The 21,774-nt window shown below is 65.6% G+C and carries 17 protein-coding genes; 7 read left to right on the top strand and 10 right to left on the bottom strand.

Annotated elements, in window-relative coordinates:
* Window positions 1–196: 196 nt before the first annotated feature.
* On the bottom strand, window positions 197–1,066 hold the full coding sequence (locus PJ250_RS09975) for a LysR family transcriptional regulator (protein ID WP_271648419.1): 870 nt from the start codon (window positions 1,064–1,066) through the stop codon (window positions 197–199).
* Between the two features lie 136 nt (window positions 1,067–1,202).
* On the opposite strand from PJ250_RS09975, the gene PJ250_RS09970 reads away from it, so the two are divergent.
* From PJ250_RS09970 to PJ250_RS09955, 4 genes are all read left to right on the top strand, one after another.
* Window positions 1,203–2,018, top strand: coding sequence for a glucose 1-dehydrogenase (locus PJ250_RS09970; protein WP_271648418.1), 816 nt, complete (start codon window positions 1,203–1,205; stop codon window positions 2,016–2,018).
* Window positions 2,019–2,058: 40 nt separating this feature from the next.
* Window positions 2,059–3,504, top strand: coding sequence for an MFS transporter (locus PJ250_RS09965; RefSeq protein WP_271648417.1), 1,446 nt, complete (start codon window positions 2,059–2,061; stop codon window positions 3,502–3,504).
* Window positions 3,505–3,687: 183 nt separating this feature from the next.
* Entirely contained in the window at window positions 3,688–4,050 is a 363-nt protein-coding gene (locus tag PJ250_RS09960; protein ID WP_271648416.1) for a hypothetical protein, read from the top strand.
* Between the two features lies 1 nt (window position 4,051).
* Window positions 4,052–4,378, top strand: a complete 327-nt coding sequence (locus tag PJ250_RS09955) for a hypothetical protein (RefSeq protein ID WP_271648415.1) — start codon at window positions 4,052–4,054, stop codon at window positions 4,376–4,378.
* A gap of 121 nt (window positions 4,379–4,499) precedes the next feature.
* Here the strand turns inward: PJ250_RS09955 and PJ250_RS09950 are convergent, their stop codons facing one another.
* Window positions 4,500–5,975: a SulP family inorganic anion transporter gene (locus PJ250_RS09950; RefSeq protein ID WP_271648590.1), complete on the bottom strand. Its 1,476-nt coding sequence runs from the start codon at window positions 5,973–5,975 to the stop codon at window positions 4,500–4,502.
* A gap of 440 nt (window positions 5,976–6,415) precedes the next feature.
* Here PJ250_RS09950 and PJ250_RS09945 point away from each other — a divergent pair, with 440 nt between their 5' ends.
* The gene (locus tag PJ250_RS09945; protein WP_271648414.1) at window positions 6,416–7,804 is read left to right on the top strand and encodes a GntP family permease; all 1,389 of its coding nucleotides are present in this window, start codon (window positions 6,416–6,418) and stop codon (window positions 7,802–7,804) included.
* Between the two features lie 219 nt (window positions 7,805–8,023).
* Here PJ250_RS09945 and PJ250_RS09940 read toward each other — a convergent pair whose 3' ends face one another.
* The 8 genes from PJ250_RS09940 to PJ250_RS09905 all read right to left on the bottom strand — a co-directional run bounded on the left by PJ250_RS09940 (window position 8,024) and on the right by PJ250_RS09905 (window position 17,606).
* Window positions 8,024–9,415: an alginate export family protein gene (locus PJ250_RS09940; protein ID WP_271648413.1), complete on the bottom strand. Its 1,392-nt coding sequence runs from the start codon at window positions 9,413–9,415 to the stop codon at window positions 8,024–8,026.
* A gap of 96 nt (window positions 9,416–9,511) precedes the next feature.
* Window positions 9,512–10,672 (bottom strand): amidohydrolase family protein, encoded by a 1,161-nt coding sequence (locus PJ250_RS09935; protein ID WP_271648412.1) that lies wholly within the window; start codon window positions 10,670–10,672, stop codon window positions 9,512–9,514.
* Window positions 10,673–10,781: 109 nt separating this feature from the next.
* A complete protein-coding gene (locus tag PJ250_RS09930) occupies window positions 10,782–11,408 on the bottom strand; it encodes a CoA transferase subunit B (protein WP_271648411.1) in 627 nt (208 codons plus the stop codon).
* Window positions 11,409–11,544: 136 nt separating this feature from the next.
* The gene (locus PJ250_RS09925; protein WP_271648410.1) at window positions 11,545–12,276 is read right to left on the bottom strand and encodes a CoA transferase subunit A; all 732 of its coding nucleotides are present in this window, start codon (window positions 12,274–12,276) and stop codon (window positions 11,545–11,547) included.
* Between the two features lie 416 nt (window positions 12,277–12,692).
* The gene (locus tag PJ250_RS09920) at window positions 12,693–13,943 is read right to left on the bottom strand and encodes an MFS transporter (protein ID WP_271648409.1); all 1,251 of its coding nucleotides are present in this window, start codon (window positions 13,941–13,943) and stop codon (window positions 12,693–12,695) included.
* Between the two features lie 40 nt (window positions 13,944–13,983).
* On the bottom strand, window positions 13,984–15,597 hold the full coding sequence (locus PJ250_RS09915; protein WP_271648408.1) for a bifunctional 3-(3-hydroxy-phenyl)propionate/3-hydroxycinnamic acid hydroxylase MhpA: 1,614 nt from the start codon (window positions 15,595–15,597) through the stop codon (window positions 13,984–13,986).
* Between the two features lie 2 nt (window positions 15,598–15,599).
* Window positions 15,600–16,478 (bottom strand): VOC family protein, encoded by an 879-nt coding sequence (locus tag PJ250_RS09910; RefSeq protein ID WP_333909513.1) that lies wholly within the window; start codon window positions 16,476–16,478, stop codon window positions 15,600–15,602.
* Between the two features lie 222 nt (window positions 16,479–16,700).
* Window positions 16,701–17,606, bottom strand: coding sequence for a fumarylacetoacetate hydrolase family protein (locus PJ250_RS09905; RefSeq protein WP_271648406.1), 906 nt, complete (start codon window positions 17,604–17,606; stop codon window positions 16,701–16,703).
* Between the two features lie 117 nt (window positions 17,607–17,723).
* Between PJ250_RS09905 and PJ250_RS09900 the strand changes: the two genes are divergently transcribed.
* On the top strand, window positions 17,724–18,431 hold the full coding sequence (locus PJ250_RS09900) for a GntR family transcriptional regulator (protein WP_271648405.1): 708 nt from the start codon (window positions 17,724–17,726) through the stop codon (window positions 18,429–18,431).
* A 280-nt stretch (window positions 18,432–18,711) separates the two neighbouring features.
* On the top strand, window positions 18,712–21,507 hold the full coding sequence (locus tag PJ250_RS09895; RefSeq protein ID WP_271648404.1) for a PAS domain-containing hybrid sensor histidine kinase/response regulator: 2,796 nt from the start codon (window positions 18,712–18,714) through the stop codon (window positions 21,505–21,507).
* Window positions 21,508–21,774: the final 267 nt, after the last annotated feature.

Here is a 21,774-nt window from a genome sequence, read left to right as displayed (position 1 = left end):
CCATTCGGGCCGCTGCGGTTGTCATTGCAGGGAAGTCTAAAAAGTCGATCCGCTAGCGCGCATGAGGGCTTCCATGCGAACGAATGAACCAGGACACGCTCGCCCGGATTCAATGCGGCGGCGTCCCTCTAGGTGTTTTCGCTGTAAACACCAAGTGGCGTTGCCCTCGCCGATCTCCTGCCGTGCGGGACGGACGCTAAGCAGTCGACCGGCTGCTCAAGACTTTCTCGGTGACATCGAGCATGGCCCTGAGCCGGTCCATGTGCCTGAGATCCTGGTGATATCCGACCCAGATGTCCCGGGTGGGCGGGGTGCCCCGTGTCTCGATGCGCTTGAGCCCCGCGGTGCCGTCGCCGAGCGGGCGCGGCAGCACCGCAAGCCCGCGCCCGCGCAGGCACATCTGCGCCTGCACACTGCGGCTGGTGCTGGTGAAGACACGCGGCGACTCGGGAAACCGCTCGATCAGCCAAGCCACGTCCGGGAAATGGCTCTGCGCGGTGTTCATCAGGATCAGGCCCACGGACGCGGGATCGCGCTTTGTCGCCGCGGCCACGTCCGGCGTTGCGTACAGGCCGTAGTGCATGGTCATCAGGCGTCGCTGGACCAGGTCGGGTTCGCTGAAAGGCACGAGGCGAAAGGCAACGTCGGCCTCGCGGCGGGCAAGGTCCAGGAGGCGATAGCTCGCGATCACTTCCGGCACGACGGCCGGATGAAGCCGCCCCATTTCCACGAAGACCGGCGCCAGGACGAAGGCGGCGAACCAGTCCGCCGACGAGATGCGAAGCAGACCCTCAAGCCTTTCGTGATTGCCCGCCAGGCGACGCTCCATGGAGAGCGCCGAGTGCTCCATGGACTGGGCCAGCGAAAGCACGCGGTCGCCCGCGTCGGTGAGCACCAGGCCGTCCTTGGTCCGGCGCAGGAGTGGCTGCTGGGCTTCCGCTTCGAGCGCCTTGATCCGCCGACCGACCGTGGGATGGCTCACGCCCAGGCGCCGGCCCGCCTCACCCAGGGAGCCCGCGCGTGCGACCGCCAGAAAGATCCTGACATCGCTCCATTCCATCGCCATCAGCCGTTCAAATTTGAACGCGAAATATGCAGGAATGGCAGTGCACAAACAACACTGTTAGTCGCACGATGCCCGCCCCTGCACTGGCGCCTGGCGCTGGCCTGGTCAGTCCGCTGGGCGTGGCGCGTGCCGTGCCTTGACCGCCCTGCTGGGACTTGCGGCCTTCACCGGCCGGTACCGCCGATCCCATCTGGAGTCAGACAACTTGAGCAAGTTAAACGGCAAAGTCGCCTTGGTCACAGGCGCTTCAAAAGGCATTGGTGCGGGGATCGCCCGCCGACTCGCCAGTGACGGGGCGCAGGTCGTCGTCAACTACGCCACCGACAAGCGCGCGGCCGAGCAGGTCGTCGCCGACATCCAAGCCGCAGGTGGGGATGCGATGGCAGTGCAGGCCGATGCCCGCATCCAGTCCGAGGTCCAGGCGCTGGTCCAGGCGACCGTCGAGCGTTTCGGCGGGCTGGATGTGTTGGTGAACAACTCGGGCGTCTATCAGTTCGCCAAGATCGAGGCGAGCACCGAAGCGCTGTACCACCAGCAGTTCGACCTCAATGTGCTCGGGCCGCTGCTCGTCACTGGCGCCGCGGTGCCGCTCCTTCGGCAGGGCGGCAGCATCATCAATATCAGCTCGTTCGTCACCCGCAATCTTCCCGTGGAAAGCGCGATCTACAGCGGCACCAAGGGCGCGATCGACGCGATCACCGGTGTCCTGTCCCGCGAGCTCGGCCCGCGCGGGATTCGCGTCAACGCGGTCAATCCCGGCCTGATCGAGACGGATGGGACCCACGCCGCGGGCGTCATGGGGTCCGACTTCCATGCGTGGAATGTGGCGCAGACGCCGCTGGGGCGCATCGGCCAGGTCGCCGATATCGCATCGATCGTCGCGTTCCTGGCGTCCGAGGACGCGGGCTGGGTGACCGGCGAATGCATCGTCGCCTCCGGCGGCATGCGCTGAGGCGATCGCGCACCGCGGCGCGCAGGGCAAGGTTCCTCCGATGAACAACGCATCCGTCGTCAACCCAGAGGGGGAGAGCCCCGACTCGCGCCGCTGGATGGCCCTGGTCGTCCTGCTGACCGGCACGCTGCTGCCGCCACTGGATTTCTTCATCGTCAATGTCGCGCTTCCGGCGATTCGTGACGACTTGCGCGCCTCGCCAGGCGTGTCCCAGCTGGTGGTGTCGGTGTACGCCACCGCCTATGCGGTCACGCTTGTGCTGGGCGGTCGGCTGGGCGATCTGTTCGGTCGAAAGCGCGCGTTCCTGGCGGGCATGGTCGGCTTTGGCGTGGCGTCTGGCGTGTGCGGGCTGGCGCCCTCGGCCGAGGTCCTCGTCGCAGGCAGGCTGCTGCAGGGCATCTCGGCCGCGGTGATGGCGCCGCAGTCGCTGGCGTTCATTCATGCGCTCTTCCAGGCCAGCGAGAAAAATCGCGCGCTCAGTTGGTACGGGGCCACGTTCGGACTCGCATCGGCCGCGGGCCAGCTCCTGGGCGGCGTGCTGGTGGCGGCAAGCCCGTGGGGTCTTGGCTGGAGGAGCGTCTTCCTGGTCAACCTGCCCGTCATCGCGGTCGCGATTCCCGCCGCGCTCATCCTGCTTCCCGAGCGCAAGGCCTCGAACCCTGGACGCCTGGATCTGGCGGGCGCGGCGCTGCTGGCGTCGGGCCTGATCGCTCTGGTGGTTCCCCTCATCGAGGGACGGGAGCGCGCATGGCCGCTGTGGAGCCTGGGCGCGCTGGCGCTGTCGCCGCTGCTGTTGATGGCCTTCTGGCGCTATCAGAAGGCCTGCGAGCGGACGGGGGCCTCACCGCTGGTCTCCCCGACGGCGCTTTCGTCCCGCGCACTTCGACGCACGCTGCTGGCGACGCTGTTCTTCTATGCACTCGCGGCCTTCTTCCTGATCTTCTCGGTCTATCAGCAAGCGGGGCTGCACCACGGCCCCTTGGCGGCGGGCGTTGCGATTCTGCCGGTTGGCGTGGGACTACTTCTGGGCGCGCTGAGCGGCCCGCGGGTCGCGCGACGACTTCATGCGCGCACGGCCGCGTGCGCAATGAGCCTGGAAGCCGCAGGGCTGACGATCGCGGCGGTGCTGGGGGCAGTCTCCCAGCCTGCATGGCTGCCGGCTCCCCTGCTCCTGATCGGCGTTGGCCAAGGTGTCGCGCACCCTGCGCTGGTCCGGCTCAATGTGGACCAGGTGGAAGCGCAGTGGGCCGGGCTCGCGGCCGGCGTGGTCAGCGCCGTGCTGCAGATCAGCGCCGCCCTGTCGGTCGCCCTGGTGGGCGGCGTGTTCTTCTCGATGGTGCCCGATGGCGCCAGCCCACAAGACGTCGCCAACGGATTCGCGATCGCCTCACTGCTCATCGCCGGCTCGCTCGCCGCCGCAGCTGCCTTGAGCTGGCAAGGCACGCAGGCGGGCGCCTGCCGCGCGCCCACGCCGAACCAACGATGAGCCGCTGCCCTGCGTGTCTCAAGCGCGATTGAAGTCATGACCAGCTCCACGGCCGCTGCGCTGGGGTTCGCCCAAGGCTGAACTTCTGCGATGCCTTCCCTCGCCTTGTCCCTGCCTTGAGGACATGCAAGACGCGCTTTCACGCGCTCGCCTTGACCCCTTGAGCACACTCGAATTTTCCCCATGCGAGGTGCTGCGGTGGCCCGCTCATCGCGTTATGACGCAATTGACTTCACCCCAACCAAAGGGGCCGCGCAGGCGGCAAGCCGCGGCCTGACGTTGAGACAGGCGCACGGACGTGGCGGCACGACAGTGGGTGTTGCGCGCGCACGCGATCTCGCTGCACGAAATACGCTTTCGCCCACGACGATCCGCCGCATGACCTCGTATTTCGCGCGCCACCAGGTCGACAAGCGGGGCAAGGGCTGGGCCGACCGGAAACACCCCTCGGCTGGCTACATCGCGTGGCTCCTGTGGGGTGGCGACGCGGGAAGGCGCTGGGCTGAGCGGATCGAACAGCGCATGCGCAAGGCGGAGGAGCGCTGACATGGCAGCGACCAAGCACGCGCGAAAGGCACCCTGGAAGAAGGCCAGCCCGGCCAAGAAGTCCTCGGGGAGGACACTGTCCAGTGGCCAAAAGGCAGAGGCCAAATCCCGAGCGAAGAAAGCCGGACGGCCTTATCCCAATCTGGTGGACAACATGGTGGTCGCAAAGAAGGCCACCAAGAAATCAGCGAAGAAAGCCACCAAAAAGACGACCAAGAAGACTTCGAAGAAAGCCACCACAAAGGCTTCGAAGAAGACAACCAAGAAAGCGGCCAAACGCGTGGCCAAGCGCACCAGTGGACGCTCGAAGCAGAAGCCATCCGAATAGAGCGCCACTTATTGGCGATCAAGATGTCCATGGGCCGGTGCGGCACGAGCAGCGCGACGCGCTGGGGAACGCCAGGCGGCAAGCCTGGCCGCTTGGCGTCGTCGGATCTCTCGCAGTGCGGTCAGTGGGCGCCACGCTGGGGCATCCGCCCTTCCTGGTGCGTGCCATGCGCATCCACCATGGTCGCACTCGCCGCATTCAAGCCGCGCACTTCGACCGCGCTCCCGTGCGCCTTGAGCTTGAGCACCACGCGATCCAACGCACCCACCGCGCTGATGTCCCAGAAGTGGGCCGCAGAGACATCGATGATCACCTGCGCCGGTGCATGTGCCACATCGAACGCGCTTGCGAACTGGGCCGCCGAGGCGAAGAACACCTGGCCGGAGACGCTGTAGCGACGCGTGTCCCCCTCCTGCGTAATCTCGACCCGCAGCAAGCGCCCCACCTTCCGCGCGAAGAAGAGCGCCGAGAGCAGCACGCCGGTCAGTTCACCCTTGGCCAGGTCATGGGTGGCGACCGTCACGATGACCGTCCCGATCATGACGATCGACGAACTCCTGGGATGGATCCGAAGGTTCGCGAACGAGCTCCAGCTGAAGGTGCCGATCGACACCATGATCATCACCGCCACCAGCGCCGCCATCGGGATCTGTTTGACCAAGGGCGCGCCGTAGACGACCAACAGCAGCAGCACGACCCCGGCCACCAGGGTCGAAAGGCGGCTGCGGCCGCCGGACTTCACGTTGATCACGGACTGGCCGATCATCGCGCAGCCCGCCATGCCGCCGATCAGCCCGGACCCGATGTTGGCCAGCCCTTGCCCGGCGCATTCGCGGTTGCGTTGGCTCGGGGTCTCGGTCATGTCCTCCACGATCTGCGTCGTCATGAGTGTTTCCAGCAGCCCGACGACGGCCAGCGTGGCCGAGGTGGGCAGCAGCAGCCGCAGCGTTTCCCACGTGAGCGGCACGTCGGGGAACAGGAAGTGCGGCAGGCTGTCGGGGAGTTGCCCCTTGTCGCCGACGGTGGGGACGTCGATCTTCAGCCATAGGGTGATGGCGGTCATGACCGCGATGGCGACCAGGGGCGCGGGGATGGCCTTGGTCAGCCGTGGCAGGCCGTAAATGATGGCCAGCGCACCCAGGCAAAGCGGGTAGACCGCCCAGGGCACGTGGATCAGTTCGGGCAGCTGCGCGAGGAAGATCAGGATCGCCAGGGCATTCACAAAGCCGGTGATCACCGAGCGCGAGACGAACCGCATCAGCGAACCGAGTTTCAGCAACCCCGCCACGACCTGCAGCACGCCGGTCAGCAGCGTCGCGGCCAGCAGGTACTGGAGTCCATGGTCGCGAACCAGGTCCACCATCAACAGGGCCATGGCGCCGGTGGCGGCCGAGATCATCGCCGGCCGTCCGCCCGCGACGGCGATGACCACACAGATGCAGAAGGACGCGTAGAGGCCGACCTTGGGGTCGACGCCAGCAATGATCGAAAAGGCGATGGCTTCGGGGATCAGCGCCAGGGCGACCACGGCGCCGGAAAGAATGTCGGCACGCACGTTGCCGAGCCACTGCTGACGCAGCGGGGTATCAAATCGCATAGGGATGACTCCTGCGCTCAGCCAACGGCCGGCGCGATCACAAGGGAAATGCACGAGAAACCTGACCGCATGCGGTGATGCGGCGCGCGAGCGCAATGGGTCAGGGTGGCGTGGTGATCAAGGAGTATCCGGAGCAGTGCGGCAGGACATCGCCGTGCCCCATTCTAACCCAGGCCTGTCTGCGATCGCAGTCCACTCGGGCGTCCGGCGCCTTGTCACGCGCATCGCGGCCGCAGGCCAGGGCCTGCGACCTGGAAACCGCCCTTTGCATCCCGCGCCATGTTTCGGCTCTTGCCACCGATACGCGTTCTTCGCCTGCGGCCTTCGGCAACCGCACCTCACTGCGATGATGTGCTATGACGGGCGCTGACCAGGAGGGCGATCCCCATGCAGACGCACATGCCGATCTTCAACGCACCCGCTCGATGGAGCGCCCGCCCGTGACGCTCGCTGCATGGACGCAGACGCTGGGCGCAGGTCCTTTGCTCGGCATCGCCGCGGGCGCGGTGGCCCTGCTGCTGACGCTCATCATCGTGCTGCGGGTGCACGCCTTCCTGGCCCTGATTCTCGTGTCCCTGCTCACCGCGCTGGCGGCACGTATTCCGCTTGGCGCGATCGTGAACCAGGTCCTGGTCGCCAACTTCGGCAACGCGCTCGGGTCGGTGGCGTTGCTCATCGGGCTGGGCGCCATTCTCGGGCGCCTCATCGAGTCCAGCGGTGGCGCGAAGGCCGCAGCCGATCTCATGGTGCGCATCTTCGGCGAGAAGCGCGCGGCCTTTGCGCTGGGCGTGACCTCCCTGCTGCTCGGGTTCCCGATCTTCTTCGATGCCGGGCTCATCATCATGCTGCCCATCATCTTCGCGGTGGCGCGCAGGATCGGCGGCCAGAACCTCCTGCTGTATGGCTTCAGCGGCATCGCGGCCTTCTCGGTCATGCACGTGTTCCTGCCACCGCACCCCGGCCCGGTTGCGGCCACGGAGTTCTTCGGCGCCAACCTCGGCATCGTGCTGCTGCTCGGCCTGGTGATCGCCTTCCCCACCTGGTACATCTCCGGGTATCTGTGGGGCCGCTTCGTCAACAAGCGCTTCCCCATGATCGTGCCCGCGTTCTTCGGCACGCTCGACGAGGACCAGCCCAAGCATCCCGCCAAGGCCGGCACGGTCATTGCCGTGCTCCTGCTGCCGCTGGTGCTGATCTTCCTCAACACCGGCCTGGCCGCGCTCGCGTCAGTAGGCATCGTCGATGGCGATGCGACCTGGGTCCAGGCGCTCACGCTCATCGGCACCTCGCCCGTGGCGCTGCTGGTGACCGTCCTGGTCGCACTCGTCGTGCTGGGCACCGTGCGCGGCGAAAAAGGCAGCGCGCTGGAGAAGCTGGTCGAAGGCACATTCGGCCCGGTGGCGTCGGTCATCCTCATCACCGGCGCCGGCGGCATGTTCGGCGGGGTGCTGCGCGCGTCCGGGATCGGCAACGCGCTGGCGGGCGTCCTGTCCGACCTGGGCCTGCCCGTCATCCTGGCGACCTACCTGATCGCCGTCATGCTGCGCGTGGCCCAGGGCTCGGCCACGGTCGCCCTGGTCACCACCGCGGGCCTGATGGCACCAGCGGTGATCGGCGGCGGCTTCAGCACCCTCCAGACCGCTGCGATCACGCTCGCCGCCGCCGCCGGCTCGGTCTGTGCCAGCCATGTCAACGACTCGGGCTTCTGGCTGGTCGGACGCCTGGTGGGCATGGACGTCAAGACCACCCTGAAGACCTGGACCGTCCAGCAAACCATCGAATCGCTGGTCGCCTTCGCGCTGGTGCTGGTGGTCTACCTGGTTTTCTGAGGACGCTCGATTGGCACGAAGGGAACGTGCACGCGCGCGCCCCGTACAGCCTGCACTGATGTCGTGATTGGCCTGGACAGGGAACGACCGCGACCCATGCAGGCGCCTACATCCCAGATGGCACGCAGCTGATCTTCGCCCTACGCGGCGGCTGGCGACCCGCTGCTTCCACGCTTGCGCAGGCTCGGCGTGCGCCACCATCGCACTGGACTTACAAACCTAGAAGAGCAACTGGGCCCACAGTCCGACGTAGTGCGAATCCTTGCCGCCTGCCTGCAGCAGCGCTTCTCCTGCATCGACGTGGGTGTAGTAGAAGTGCAGGTTCAGGAACCGGTTCGCCCGCCAATCGACCACGGCATTGGCATTGGTCGCCACATGCCGGGCGCTGCCGTTGACTGGTCCATAGGGCGCGCTGCTAGGAAGAAAGTAAATGCCGTCCTTGGTGCTGGTCCTGTAGAGGACATCCAGGTTGGCGCTGACCCGCACCGTCGGGGTGGCCTGGATCGACACCACCGGGGAGATGTCCGACAGGTTCATCATCGTAAAGAAGCCCGAGTCGGTGTAGACAAAAGCTCCCGGCGAAGGAGGAGAGAAGGTCTCCAGGCGGCCGTCGTTGCGGTCCCGGTCGCCACTGAAGGCATTGGCCTTCAGGCCCAGTCGCGGCTTGAGCGACGCCTGGCCGAAGGTGTAGCCGGCGTCGAACATCGCGCCCCACGCGCGTGCACTCAGTCCATTCGTATTGCCGAACTGATAGATGCCCTCCACGTCGTAGTCCCAAGGAGATCCCTTGCGCCACATGCGCACGCCCAGGCTGTTGCGGCGCTCGGGACCGGCGACATTGGAATAGCGCGCCACCTCGCGCGACACGCTATAGCCATACACGTCGAAGTTGATGCCCTGGGCACCCTTGGGTGAAAAGCTCGCGTAGACGCCGGAGAAGCTGCGCGAGGTGTCGCCGCGATCATCGAACCGTCCCGGACGAAGCTCCATCGGCCGGACCGAGAAGGCATCCACGCGCACACTGTCGGTGCGGTAGGTCGCCCGAAGGCCCTGGTAGCTGTAGCGCTTGTTCACCCCCTCGCGCAGGGCGACGATCCTGCCGCTGCCCAGTGGCATCACGAATCGACCGGGCCGCAGGGTCAGCGCGCCCTTTCCGAGCTTGAAGGTCGCGTCGAAGAAGGCCTGCTGCACGTCCAGCTCGCCGCGGTTGGGAGGCGTGACGGATTCAGCGCCGTATTCCCGGTCGTCGCCAAGTTCGACAAAGGCCCGGAAGCTGCGGGAGAGGTGCAGATCGGCCGATAGGCGGATACGTTGCTGGAGCATGCTGTTGCCATCGGCCGGTCGAACTCCCAATTGGGCATGGTCCATGTCCAAGTACTGATAGCGCAGCTCGCCGCCAAGCGAAAGATAGCGCTGGGGACTGTCTCCAAGCGGGATGTAGCGCATCTTTTCCCAGAGCGTATCGCGCTGGGACGCATCGGCCAGGTAGCTGAAATCGTTGAGCCACGCAATCGTATGCACTGGCGCATCGACCGCCGCTGGCGCCGCGGCGCTCGCGCCCTGTATCGATGCGGCGATCAGGACCGCGGGCAACGTGTACCGGCACTTCATGGATGGCTTTTCATGTTCCATAGAACCCCCTTCAGCAGCTTGGCTGCCGTCACATAGGCTTGAATGAGGGGAGCAGCGCTCCCCGATGGGCGTTGGTCAGGCCAGGCGTGGGAACAACGCCGCGGCGTTGTCGCGCAGGACCTTGGAGCGCAGTTCGCCCGCAAGCAGCGGCGTCTCATCGAGCTGCCTGGAACAGCGCTGGACCACCGGATCCGGCGTGAATGGCCAGTCACTGCCATAGTGGAGGCGGTCCGGATCGGCGATCTGCAGCAGTGCTCCCAGCAGGCGCGGCACGGGATAGCCGGCCAGGTCGTAGTGCATGCGGCGCATCAGGGACATGACGTGCTCGGGATCCAGAGGCTTGGGGAGCCCCAGTGCCGGTGACAGGCCGACGATGCGGTCGATGAGGACCGGCATCATGGCGCCTGCGTGCGGCACGATAAGGCGGATATCCGGATAACGCTCCAGGGTGCCCTTAAGGATCAGGTTGGTCACCGCACGACTGGTCTCGAACATGAATTCCATCATCGGACGCGGATAGTCCAGTCCGCCGTTGGTGCAGCAGGCGCAGTCGGGCGAGGTCGGATGCAGGAAGAGCACGGCCTTGCGGCGGTTGAGCGCGTCGAAGACCGGGTCCAGCCGCGGGTCGCCGGGATAAATGCCCTTGTGGTTGCTTTCCATGACGATGCCATCGGCATGCAGCACGTCCATCGCGTAGTCCAGCTCGGCCAGGGAGCCATCGATATCGGGCAGCGGCAACGAGGCGAACAGGCCGAAGCGCTTGGGATGGTCGTGCACGGCCTGCGCGCCTTCCTCGTTGACCAACCGCGCAAGCTTGCGTGCCGCCGCGTCGTCTCCGAAATGCACGCCTGGCGAAGAGATGGACAGCAGGGCCGAGGCGATGCCGAACTTGTCCATCGCCGCCAGCGCACGGCCCACGTTCCAGTCGGGCAGGCCTGGCATGCCATCGGGCTTGCTGTGCCCCGCAGCCGCTGCCTGCCGGCGATATTCCGCCGGCAGATAATGGGCGTGGACATCGATGCGGCCAATCGAGGCCGGTGGCTCGCCGCTGGCCCCGGTGGTACCGGATTTGGTCGACCCGGACTGCGCGACACCCGCGGGAATGACGCCGGCGAGTGCAACGCCGGCAAGGCCGGCGAACACCTTGCGGCGCCCCGCATCGAGCGGCCCGAGCGAGGTTGAAGCCTGGCTTTCGACGGGCGGTGCATCACCGGGGTGTTGATCGAGGTCTTTCATACTTCCCTCCCATGTTGTCGAGCGATCAGCAGGACGCTCTTGTTGAGGCGGCCACATGCCGCTCCGAATGTCGGCTTCGACCGAAGGTCCGGGCATGCCCCGGTGCAATTCAAATCAAGGCAACGGACTGCATGCCGCTGAGGTCCTCACGGCTGACCCCCACGGCGAGCTCGACCAGCTTCAGGCCTTCAGAGGTGATGTCGAACACGCCCAGGTCGGTGATGACCCGATCGACCACGCCCACGCCAGTCAGGGGCAGATCGCACTGGGGCAGCAGCTTGTGGCTGCCGTCCTTGGCGACGTGCTCCATGATCACCACGACGCGCTTGACGCCGGCGACCAAGTCCATCGCCCCGCCCATGCCCTTGACCATCTTGCCCGGCACCATCCAGTTGGCCAGGTCACCCTTGTCGGTGACCTGCATGGCGCCCAGGATCGCCAGGTCAATGTGCCCGCCACGGATCATCGCGAACGAGTCGTGGCTGCCGAAGAAGCTCGCGCCCTTGCGCGCGGTCACGGTCTGCTTGCCGGCATTGATCAGGTCGGGATCGACCTCGTCTTCGGTCGGGAACGGGCCAATGCCGAGCAGGCCGTTCTCCGACTGCAGCCACACGTCCACACCCTCAGGGATGTAGTTGGCCACCAGGGTGGGCAGGCCGATGCCCAGGTTGACGTAGGCGCCATCGGTCAGTTCCTGCGCGGCGCGCGCGGCCATCTGTTCGCGGGTCCAGGCCATCTTGAGTCCTCTGAGTGTGTGAAATCCATCAGCCATCCCTGGCGAAACAGCGTCGCGTCACCGAACCCCAGCCCGGCCATCCATGGCCGGACGTCCGCAGGCGCAGCCAATGCCTGATGGCATCGGCTCAGCGCACCTACCGACCCTCGCGCACGGTGCGCTGTTCGATGCGCTTTTCCGGATGCGCGTTCAACACGATGCGGTCCACGTAGATGCCCGGCAGATGCACGTGATCCGGATCGAGCTCACCGACCTCGACGGTCTCTTCCACTTCGGCCACGCAGACCTTGCCGGCCATCGCGCAGGCGGGATTGAAGTTGCGCGCGGTCTTGTCGAACACCAGGTTGCCGGCGGTGTCGGCCTTGGCCGCCTTGACCAGGGCCAGGTCCGCCTTGAGCGCGGTCTCCAGCACGTAGTGCTTGCCGTTGAACTCACGGGTTTCCTTGCCTTCGGCAATCACCGTGCCGTAGCCGGTGGCGGTGAAGAAGGCCGGGATGCCCGCGCCACCGGCGCGCAGGCGCTCGGCCAGCGTGCCCTGGGGATTGAATTCCAGCTCCAGCTCGCCGGCCAGGAACTGGCGCTCGAACTCCTTGTTCTCGCCCACGTAGGATGAAATCATCTTGCGGATCTGGCGGGTGGCCAGCAGCTGGCCCAGGCCGAAGCCGTCGACGCCGGCGTTGTTGGAAATGACCGTCAGGCCCTTGACCCCGGTGTCGCGCAAGGCGGCGATCAACGCCTCGGGGATGCCGCACAGGCCGAATCCACCGACCGCCAGGGTCTGGCCATCGGCGGTGATGTCGGCCAGGGCGGTCGCGGCATCGGGACGGAGCTTGCCGGTGGATCCGGCAGCGGGACGCTTTTCACTCATGACGGGTTTTCACTCTTCTCTTTCAAAGCGGTGCGGCAAACTTCCGCGACGTCCGGTCGTCGGCGCTGCGGTTCTCGATTGAGCATTCCCGCTGCCGGCCCAGGGAGCTTGGTGGTGTTCGGGACGGGACTTCAGTTCGGGCCCAGCGCATGGATGCGGCCGACGTCCCCGTCGCGACCAACACTTGTCCCTCACTTGGTCATCGATCAGCTGCCTGTGGTGATCGCCACTCAAGCCACGCGATCGAACGTCGACCTCCCGTTGGACGCCGCCTTCGGTGCCCAATCTGCTGGAATTCAGGCAAAGCGCCCTCGCGGCCGCCGTGGCGACCAGTGCATGCTTGAACATGGACATCTCCGAGCTGTCTGGTGGCCGCCGTCGGTCGCTTCGTTCGAAGGCGGGGTGTTGCGTGCGTTTTACGAAAGCGCGCCGATGACCTTGGGCGGTGCGGGCGCGGGCGCGGTTTCCTTCAGGAAGATCACCACGCCGATTCCCAGGATGAGCCCCCCGATGGCCAGCCAGGGGATGTACTGGATGCCATACCCGGCGGCGATGTAGCCACCGATCGCAGGGGCGATGCCGCCGCCGAAGATTTCGCCAACGCCCACGACCGCGCCGGAGGCCGACGCACGCAGTTCGGCCGGGACCGCTTCGGCGGTGAGCGGCCCCACCGTGAGGCAGATCAGCGCGAAGTTGAAGAAGCACGTCCCGAAGAGCAGCCCGAACAGGCGCAGCGGGTCGGCTCCGGTCTGGATCAATGCGATCATGAAGCCGATCGCCGCCAGCACCGACACCAGCATCACCGGCTTGCGGCCCAGCCTGTCCGACAGCGCCGGCATCACGATGGTCCCCAAGGTCGCCCCGAAGCCCAGGGCGGACATCACCAGGCCCATCTGCTGCAGCGTCAGGTGCAGATGGTCCATCAAGTAGTTCGGCATCAGCGCGCTGCTCACCATCAGGCAGGTCAGCCAGCACAGCATTCCCAGCATGTTGAGCGGGACGTTGCGATAGCGCAGGATCTCATTCCACCTCGGAGGCGCCCCGTGCATCGCCGGCAGTCGCGCATCGACGGTCTGCAGGCGTCGTTCGGCGGATTCGCGCAAGGTCTTGCGCAGCAACAGGGCCACGATCAGGCCAGGCACCGAGACCAGGAAGAAGATCCAGCGCCAGTCCATGACCCGCAGCTGGGTGACGATGATGGGGGCGATGGCCAGCCCGAACAGTGGCATGGCGGCCTGCTGGAGCCCCAGGTTCAGGCCATGGCGCGTGGGCTTGGAGGCTTCCAGCGTTGCGGTGATGCTGGGCGGGGTGTAGGCACCTTCGGCGAAGCCGAGCAGCGCACGGATGATGAGCAGGCCCACCAGGCCATGCACCAGCCCGCTGAAGCCGGCCAGCAGTGAAAACGCCACCATCGACCAGACCACGACCCGGATGCGCCCGACGCGGTCGGCGAGCCTTCCCATGAACAGCGAAGCGATGCCCCAGGTGATGGCAAGAATGCCGGTGATATGGCCGAGGTCGGCATATCCCAGGTGCAGCTCCTTCATCATCACCGGGAACATCGGCAGGATCAGGAACCGATCCACGCCGACCAGCCCGAATCCCAGTGCCAGCAGAACGACGGCCTTCCACTCGTAACGCGTATCCCACTCGCCTTGATTGTCCACGTCGTGCCCTCCCCGGGGCTGTAACGCGTTGGAGGTTCGATCAACCCGCCATGTGCAACGGATGGGCGCTCCCGGCCTGCCTGACCATCACGCCACGCCGGCGCAGGTCATTGGTCAGATCCTCGATGAGCGCGCCGATGCCTGCCGGTTCCGAAGCGGTCCCATAGATGTAGAAGTCAGGCCGGATCAGGATCGCGGCCAGGGCATGGGTCTTCAGGAAGTCGGCATATTTGCCGTCGACATCGACGATCGCGCCTGCCGCTTGATCCGATCCCTCGGCGTCGATCCACACCGTGCGCAAACCCAGCGAAGCGGCAACCTCGTGCTGCTCCGGCGATAGCGCACGCAATGGATCGCGCACGCTCGTCAGCAACACCCAGCCCAGGCCGACCAGATCGTCGAACCTGCCGACGTGGCCCAACCTACGGACCATGCCATGTGGCGAGAGCTTCCCGGCCAACGGCTCCAGCGCGCCGTCTGCGTCCTTCCGCAGGACACCATCGGTCAAGGAAGGGAACGGCGGCGGCGGCGGAGCGGAGCGGTCGAAGAACGCCGCGTCGCGTCGCGCCGCTTCCTCCTTGTCGGGGATGCAGATCACCTTGCCCAGGTACATGGACAGATCGATGATGTCGCTCGCATGCGGACGTCGTTCTTCCTGATAGGTGTCCAGCAGTCGATCGTCGGACTTTCCGTCGAGGATGAGGTCGAGCTTCCACGCCAGGTTCCATCCATCGCGCAGTCCGGCGCACATGCCCTGGCCCATGAAGGGCGGCATGACATGCGCCGCATCGCCGGCGATCAGCAGGCGACGTTCGCGCCACTTGCTGGCGATCAGGGACCTGAAGGTATAGACCTTGTGCCTGACCATCTGCGCCTGGTCCGGCGTGACCCACGGCTTGAGCAGCGCCCACGCCGTGGCCTCATTCTCGATGTCCTGCACCGATTCATGCGGAAGGCGCATGAACTCCCACCGACGGAAGTACTGCCCGTCGCGGACCCCGGCCGGCACGATCGTCGTCGGCCTTTCCGGGTTGCAATACTGAGCAGCGGGCGGAATGTCCAGCGTGACGCCTGGGTTGGGGAGGATATCGATGACAAGCCAATCGGCCTGGAAACCGCGGTCTTCCTGCGCGCTGCCGATGCTGCGGCGGGTCAGGCTGTTGGCACCATCGGCACCCACCAGGTAGCGCCCGCGCCAGGTGCGCGACTCGCCGGTCTGCATGTCGCGGGCCACCAGGTAGGCCGAGTCGTCATCCTGCCCCACCTCGGTCGCCTCCCAGCCGAGGTTGACGTCCACGGTCTGCTGCTCGGAGACGGCCACATCGAACATCGCTTCCAGCGTCGGCTGGTGGATGAAGTTCACTTCGGTCCCGCCCGAGATCGATTCCGCGGACCAGTCGATGGACAGCAGCTCCTTCCATTGCGCATTGAACCAACGGTACGGCGGGGCCGGATGGCTGACGGCCGGCAGCTTGTCGCGCAGCCCGATGTCGCTGAGCATGCGGAACATCTCGTGATCGATGCATACCGCACGCGGCAAGGGATAACGTTCCTGCCAGCGCTCGACGATCGCCACGCTCCTGCCCTGCCGCCCCAGCATGATGGCCAGCGCCTGGCTGACCGGCCCGTAGCCCACGATGACGACGTCGTACATGCTCAAAGACCTTTCTCGTTCGAAACCGGGGAAACCTCTGCAATCGCAGGCAGGGCGTCATCGCCAGCGCGCGATTGATCGGGGTGGATCTCGGTATTGGTGATGAAGTTGGGCAGCGGCACCGGCCCCCACAGATATAGGGAGTCTTCCGGGGGATAGTTCCCGCCCGGCCAGACATGGCCCGCGGGCACATAGTCGATGTGTGCCGAGTACTCGCAGAAAGAACCCCAGGGGTCCTGTACATAGCAGAAGTAGTTGGAGCCAAGGACGTGGCGGCCGGGGCCCCACACGCGGTCGTATCCCGCCTCCTGCATCTGCATCCAGCCCAGACCGACATCCTCGAAGCCGGGCACGTCCCAGGAAGCATGATGCCAGCCGCGTCCGTGGGACTTGGCGAAAGCCAGCAGGTGATGGTCGCTGCCGTGGCGCCCATGCATGAAAGCGATGATGCCCTCGGACTTGTCGGAAAGACCAAGGCCGAACGTGCTTTCGTAGAAGCGGACCTGGGCTTCGACATCCCTGGCGAACAGCAGGATATGTGACAGCCGCGTCGGCTCGACGCGCTGCCTTGCGGTGCGGTCGATGACGCCGCGGTCTGCATTGGCACGCGGCGGCGGGCGCTCCGGATCGCGCGCATCAGTCGTGGTCTTGGGCCCAACGCGGAGTTGGAGCAGATTCCCTTCGGGATCCTGGAACCAGGCGCCGTCCTGGTGGGTCGCTTGCGGATGGGCATCCGCGCGCCGTGCGCCACCGGCGATGACCTGCTCCACCAGGGCATCGAAATCCGCCGCGTAGCAATTGAGCGCCAGATAACCGAGCTGCTTGAAATCGCCCGGCAGGATCTTCGCCCAGACATGGTCACTGGAGGCCGCACGCAGCATCAGGGCCCCGTCCTGGCGATTCACGCGCAGGCCGAACGCGGAGAAGAATCCCTCGGCTGCGTCCAGGTCGGGGACGACCAGAGCGAAATGATCGATCGAATGGACGGCCAGCCTGGAGGCGGGCGCTAGCGATGCATTCACGGCGTTTCCCTCCCAGGAACCATGTGAAGTCGTAACCGAATTTTCCCCGACCCGCGCCCATCCTGCGGGCGCGCACGACGCCTAGGCGGCGCGCTGGCTGCCTGCGTCTTCCGTTGCCACGTCGTTGGCGTTGCGGATCGGATTGATCAGCGTCTGGAACCCATCGACCTCGACCTCGCAGACATCGCCGTGCTTCATCCAGACCGGTGGTGTGCGCGCAAGTCCGACGCCTGCAGGCGTGCCGGTCACAATCACGTCGCCAGGTTCGAGCGTGAATGCCTCGCTCAGCGTTTCGATCAGCGTCGGAATGTCGAACACCATGTCGTCGGTGGAGGCTTCCTGCATGACCTGGCCATTGAGTTTGGTGCGCAACATCAGGCCACGGGCCCCAGGCGGCAGTTCATCGGCAGTGACGAACTCGGGACCGAACGCGCCGGTGTCGTCGAAATTCTTGCCGACCGTCCACTGTGGCGATTTGAACTGGTAATCGCGTATCGAAGCGTCGTTGAACAGCGCATAGCCCACAACATGGTCCAACGCATCGGCCTTACTGATGTTGCGTCCGCGCTTGCCGATGATCGCAGCCAACTCGCCCTCGTAATCCAGTTGGTCTGAGGCGGCCGGACGAATGATGGGGGCGCCGTGGCCGATCAGGCTTGAGGCGAAGCGAGCAAAGACCGTGGGGTACTCCTGCGGTTTGAAGCCGCTTTCGTTGGTGTGATCGGCGTAATTGAGGCCGATACAGATGATTTTCGGCGGTCGCGACACCGGCGGCAGGTAGGACACCGCGTCCGGCTGCACTTTTTCGCCCTCCTTGAGCAGGACGCGACCCGCTTCGGCCAGGACCCGGGCGTCGCCGGTGGCGATCAGCAGGTTCAGGTCTCCCGGGTAGGACGGGGCGTGCTTAAGGAGCCCGCGGTAGGAGCCGTCCTCGTGCCGGGCGGCCAAGCCGACGCCCTGGGCGTTTCTGTAGGCAATGAACCGCATATCCAGCCCTCCCGTGAATGGAATCGTAGAGTGAACTCGCAAAATCGACTTGTCAACTAAAAATATATTTTATTACGAATCATAGGTTGCCCCTGGCGGACGACATACACTCTCCGCATGAACGCCCGCATCGCCCGCGCCTCTTCCAGCCTGACCGAACAGGCTTACCAGGACCTGCGCGCCGATCTGCTGGCCTGCCGCATCGCCCCGGGCGAGCGACTGAAGATTTCTGACATGGCGGTGCAGCGAGGCGTCAGCCTGGGCGCCATCAGGGAGGCGCTCGCGCGCCTGAGCTCCGACGGCCTGGTGATCAACGAGCCCCAGCGCGGTTTCCGTGCCGCACCGCTGTCGGCCGACCAACTGCGTGACCTCACCGAAGTGCGCGTTCACATCGAGGGAATGTGCCTGAGGCGCGCGATCGAGATCGGCGATGTGGCCTGGGAGTCTCGGCTTGTCGCGGCCTTTCATCGGCTGGTGCGCACCGCCAAGCGCGAACCGGCCGACCCAAGGCGGATGAACGACCTGTGGAGTGCGGTCCATGAGGAGTTCCATGAGGCGCTGGTGTCGGCCTGCGACAGTCCCACGCTCAACCAGATCCGTCGCCAGTTGTATGCACAGAGCGAGCGCTATCGGCGGCTTTCCCTTCCCCTCGCCGAATTCGATCGTGACCTGGATGGCGAGCATCGCGCCATGCTCGATGCTGCATTGGGCAAGCGCGCAGACGAAGCCGTGCGCCTGATGTCCGAGCACCTTGAAGAAACAACCGCGATCCTCCTGTCCGCCGGCTCGTCGCTCGCTTCGCAGCAGGCACCTGATCCGACGTGATGGAGCGGGCACCGCTGGCCCAGGGTTCCGCCAGCTCATGCGCCCCCTCGATTCACTTGGCTGAGAAGAAGGCGGCTGGCAGCGGCCTCATCTCCCATCGCCATGCACGCCGTGATTGCGCGCGCGCGTCCGCCGGTAGCCGCCTAGAGTCGAACCAAAGGCCCCCTGCCTAGGCAGCCTGTGCTCATTCACAATAGCGCCGTCGCCAACCCCTGAGGTCCCGACCGGTCGGTAGACTGCCTGAGGGGTGGCCGAGAGCCATGAAAACAACGAGCGCAGCATGACCGACCCGTACGACATGCCCCTGGGCGCCGGCTCCGACACTGAGCGCGTCAAGATGGCGGTGGCCGCTGGCGCGATCGTGGGCACCTGGATCTGGGATTTGGCCAGCGACGGGCTGGTCATCGACGAGGCCTTGGCGTGCGCGTGGAGGCTGGATCCCGCACTCGCCAACCGTCCGGCCAAGCTCGAACAGGTCATGGAAGCGGTGCATCCCGACGATCGACACGGACTGGCTGCAGCCGTCGATGAGGCGCTTCGCCGCGGCGGCCGTTATGCCTGGCAGTACCGCGCGCATGGCAAGGACGGTGGATACCGCTGGTACGAGTCCATTGGCCGGGTCGAACTGGACGCAAGCGGCCAGGCACGCCGCTTCTCCGGTGTCGTGATCGACATCGATGACCGCCGGCGCGATGAAAGCGAGCGTGATCATGCAGAAGCACTGCTGCGCTCGTGTGTCGAAGCAGCGCCAGGCGTGGTCTATGCCAAGGACCTGAAGGGACGGCTCCTGGTCGGAAACCGGGGGACCAGCGAACTGCTCGGTCTTGCCCCTGAAGCCTATATCGGTCGCACCGATGCCGAGCTTCTGGGCGACTCGGCCCAGGCCGCCAAGATCATGGCAACCGACCAACGCATCATGCGCACCGGCCGCGCCGAGCAGCTCGAAGAGGAAGTGAGCTTCCCGGACGGCAAGCACGCCTATTGGCTGTCCACCAAAGCGCCCTTGCGCAATCCCGCTGGCGAGATCATTGGCCTGGTGGGCACATCGCTGGACGTGACCGATCGCCGGCTCATGGAGTTACGTCAGCAGGAGATCATGGAGCGCTACCGGCTGGCAGCCCAGGCCACCAACGATGCCATCTGGGATTGGCATATCGAGGATGGCCAGGTGATCTGGAACGAGGCCCTGACCGCCCTGTTCGGCCACCCGCACGCCGAGGCCGACGCGCAATGGTGGCTGGATCACATCCACCCCGATGATCGCGGGCGTATCGACGCGGACATCCATGCGGTGATCAATGGACCCGACTCGGCCTGGATCGGGGAGTATCGGTTCCGCCGGCAGGATGGGAGCTTTGCGACGGTGCTGGACCGGGGCACTGTCTTGCGTGACGCCGCCGGTGCGCCGGTGCGGATGATCGGCGCGATGCAGGACCTCTCGGCGCGCAAGGCGGCAGAGCGGGCCTTGGCCGAAAGCGAGGAGCGGCTGCGCTTGGCGACCGAAGCTGGCGACATGGGCTTCTGGGATGTCGACCTGACGCAGGACCTGCTGATCTGGCCGGCCAGGACCAAGGCGATGTTCGGGATTTCTCCGCACGTGGAGGTCTCCCTGCGCGATTTCTACGAAGGCCTTCATCCTGAGGATCGCGCTGCCACCAGCGAGGCCTTCCTCGCGGCCGCTGACCCCGCCAGGCGGGCCTTTTATGACGTCGAGTACCGAACGGTCGGCAAGGAAGACGGGATCATCCGTTGGGTCGCGGCCAAGGGGCGCGGCGTGTTCGAGGCAGGCGTGTGCACGCGTGTGGTCGGGGTGGTGGTGGACATCACCGCCAAGAAGACCGCGGAAATGCGACTACAGGAGCTCAATGAGCAGTTGGAGAGCCGCATCCGCTCGGAGGTTGCCGAGCGGATGCGAGTCGAAAGCGCGCTTCGGCAAAGCCAGAAGATGGAGGCGGTGGGCCAGCTGACAGGCGGCATCGCGCATGATTTCAACAACATGCTCACCTCGGTGATCGGCCCCTTGGACATGCTCGACATGACCATAGGTGAAAGCGATCCACGTGCCAGACGCTTCATCAACATGGCCCTGGAAGGCGCGCGCCGGGCCGCGCAGCTCACCCAGCGCCTGCTCGCGTTTTCCAGGCAACAGCCGCTGCAGCCCGAGCCGGTCAATGTGGGCCACCTGCTGGAGGGCATGTCCGATCTGCTCGCCCACTCGCTTGGCGGCGCGGTGAGCCTGCAGATTTGCCAGAGCCCGGACCTTTGGTGGTCGCGCACCGATGCCAACCAGCTCGAGAACGCAGTCCTCAACCTGGCGGTCAATGGGCGCGACGCAATGGAAGGCGCAGGACGCCTGACCATCCGGGCGTCTAATCTGGAGGTGACGGACGCCACCACCAGCGAGGCACTGGACCTGCCCATGGGCCAATACGTCGCCATCGAGGTGTCCGACACCGGCACGGGCATGTCGCCGGAAGTGCGCGCGCAGGCGTTCGATCCGTTCTTCACCACAAAGAAGGTCGGACGGGGCACCGGGCTTGGTCTGTCCCAGGTGTACGGCTTCGTTCAACAATGCGCCGGCCATATCCGGATCTGCTCCGAGCTGGGCCACGGAACGTCCGTGACGATCTACCTGCCCCGCCTGCTGACAGAAGCCCAGCAGGCCGACCAGCCCGACTTTGTCGCTCCGACGGCGATCCGAGGAGGCCAGGAACTGATCGTGCTCGTCGACGACGAGCCAGCGGTGCGGGAGTTCACGCGCGAAGCGCTCGCGGCGTTGGACTACCGGGTCATCGCATGCAGCGGCGCCGCCGAAGCGCTGCAGGCGCTCGATGCGCACGATGATGTCGCGCTGCTCTTCACCGACGTGGTGATGCCCGACGTCAACGGCCCGCAGCTTGCCGAGCAGGCGCGTCAGCGAATCCCCGGGTTGAAGGTGCTGTTCGCCAGCGGCTACACCCGCCAGGACACGCTGCTCAGCGGCGTGATACGCGAGGATGTCTATCTGCTCGGAAAGCCTTTCACCGTTGAACAGCTCGCAAAGCGGGTGCGTGCCGTGTTGGACAGCGTGGCCTGAATCGCATCCATCCGGTCACTCGATCACCAGCCAAGGACAGCCATTGCGACTTCCGTGGCTCACCAGACAGTGGCTCGCCTTTCCAGTCCAGCAAGCGATGTTCGCCGCATCCCATTTCGACCATCAGAACGTTCGCCAGCCCTTGGACGCTCTCTTCGATACTGACGTCCGCTTCGACCTTGCCGTCGAGCGCTCGCATCGCCGTGGTCGCCCATCAAAGCGAAGCCACAACGCTTCTGCGGCCCCAGGGCACCCAGCGACCGAGAA

Source organism: Pseudoxanthomonas sp. JBR18, assembly GCF_028198165.1.
Classification (GTDB): Bacteria; Pseudomonadota; Gammaproteobacteria; order Xanthomonadales; family Xanthomonadaceae; genus Pseudoxanthomonas_A.
This window is presented reverse-complemented; position numbering and strand designations above follow the sequence as displayed.

What these genes read in the sequence shown, in the direction of transcription:
- PJ250_RS09975 (WP_271648419.1), bottom strand. Translation starts at nt 1,066, where the DNA reads ATGGCGATGGAATGGAGCGATGTCAGGATCTTTCTGGCGGTCGCACGC.
- PJ250_RS09965 (WP_271648417.1), top strand. Translation starts at nt 2,059, where the DNA reads ATGAACAACGCATCCGTCGTCAACCCAGAGGGGGAGAGCCCCGACTCG.
- PJ250_RS09960 (WP_271648416.1), top strand. Translation starts at nt 3,688, where the DNA reads ATGCGAGGTGCTGCGGTGGCCCGCTCATCGCGTTATGACGCAATTGAC.
- PJ250_RS09955 (WP_271648415.1), top strand. Translation starts at nt 4,052, where the DNA reads ATGGCAGCGACCAAGCACGCGCGAAAGGCACCCTGGAAGAAGGCCAGC.
- PJ250_RS09950 (WP_271648590.1), bottom strand. Translation starts at nt 5,975, where the DNA reads ATGCGATTTGATACCCCGCTGCGTCAGCAGTGGCTCGGCAACGTGCGT.
- PJ250_RS09940 (WP_271648413.1), bottom strand. Translation starts at nt 9,415, where the DNA reads ATGAAGTGCCGGTACACGTTGCCCGCGGTCCTGATCGCCGCATCGATA.
- PJ250_RS09935 (WP_271648412.1), bottom strand. Translation starts at nt 10,672, where the DNA reads ATGAAAGACCTCGATCAACACCCCGGTGATGCACCGCCCGTCGAAAGC.
- PJ250_RS09930 (WP_271648411.1), bottom strand. Translation starts at nt 11,408, where the DNA reads ATGGCCTGGACCCGCGAACAGATGGCCGCGCGCGCCGCGCAGGAACTG.
- PJ250_RS09925 (WP_271648410.1), bottom strand. Translation starts at nt 12,276, where the DNA reads ATGAGTGAAAAGCGTCCCGCTGCCGGATCCACCGGCAAGCTCCGTCCC.
- PJ250_RS09915 (WP_271648408.1), bottom strand. Translation starts at nt 15,597, where the DNA reads ATGTACGACGTCGTCATCGTGGGCTACGGGCCGGTCAGCCAGGCGCTG.
- PJ250_RS09910 (WP_333909513.1), bottom strand. Translation starts at nt 16,478, where the DNA reads ATGCTGCGTGCGGCCTCCAGTGACCATGTCTGGGCGAAGATCCTGCCG.
- PJ250_RS09905 (WP_271648406.1), bottom strand. Translation starts at nt 17,606, where the DNA reads ATGCGGTTCATTGCCTACAGAAACGCCCAGGGCGTCGGCTTGGCCGCC.
- PJ250_RS09900 (WP_271648405.1), top strand. Translation starts at nt 17,724, where the DNA reads ATGAACGCCCGCATCGCCCGCGCCTCTTCCAGCCTGACCGAACAGGCT.
- PJ250_RS09895 (WP_271648404.1), top strand. Translation starts at nt 18,712, where the DNA reads ATGACCGACCCGTACGACATGCCCCTGGGCGCCGGCTCCGACACTGAG.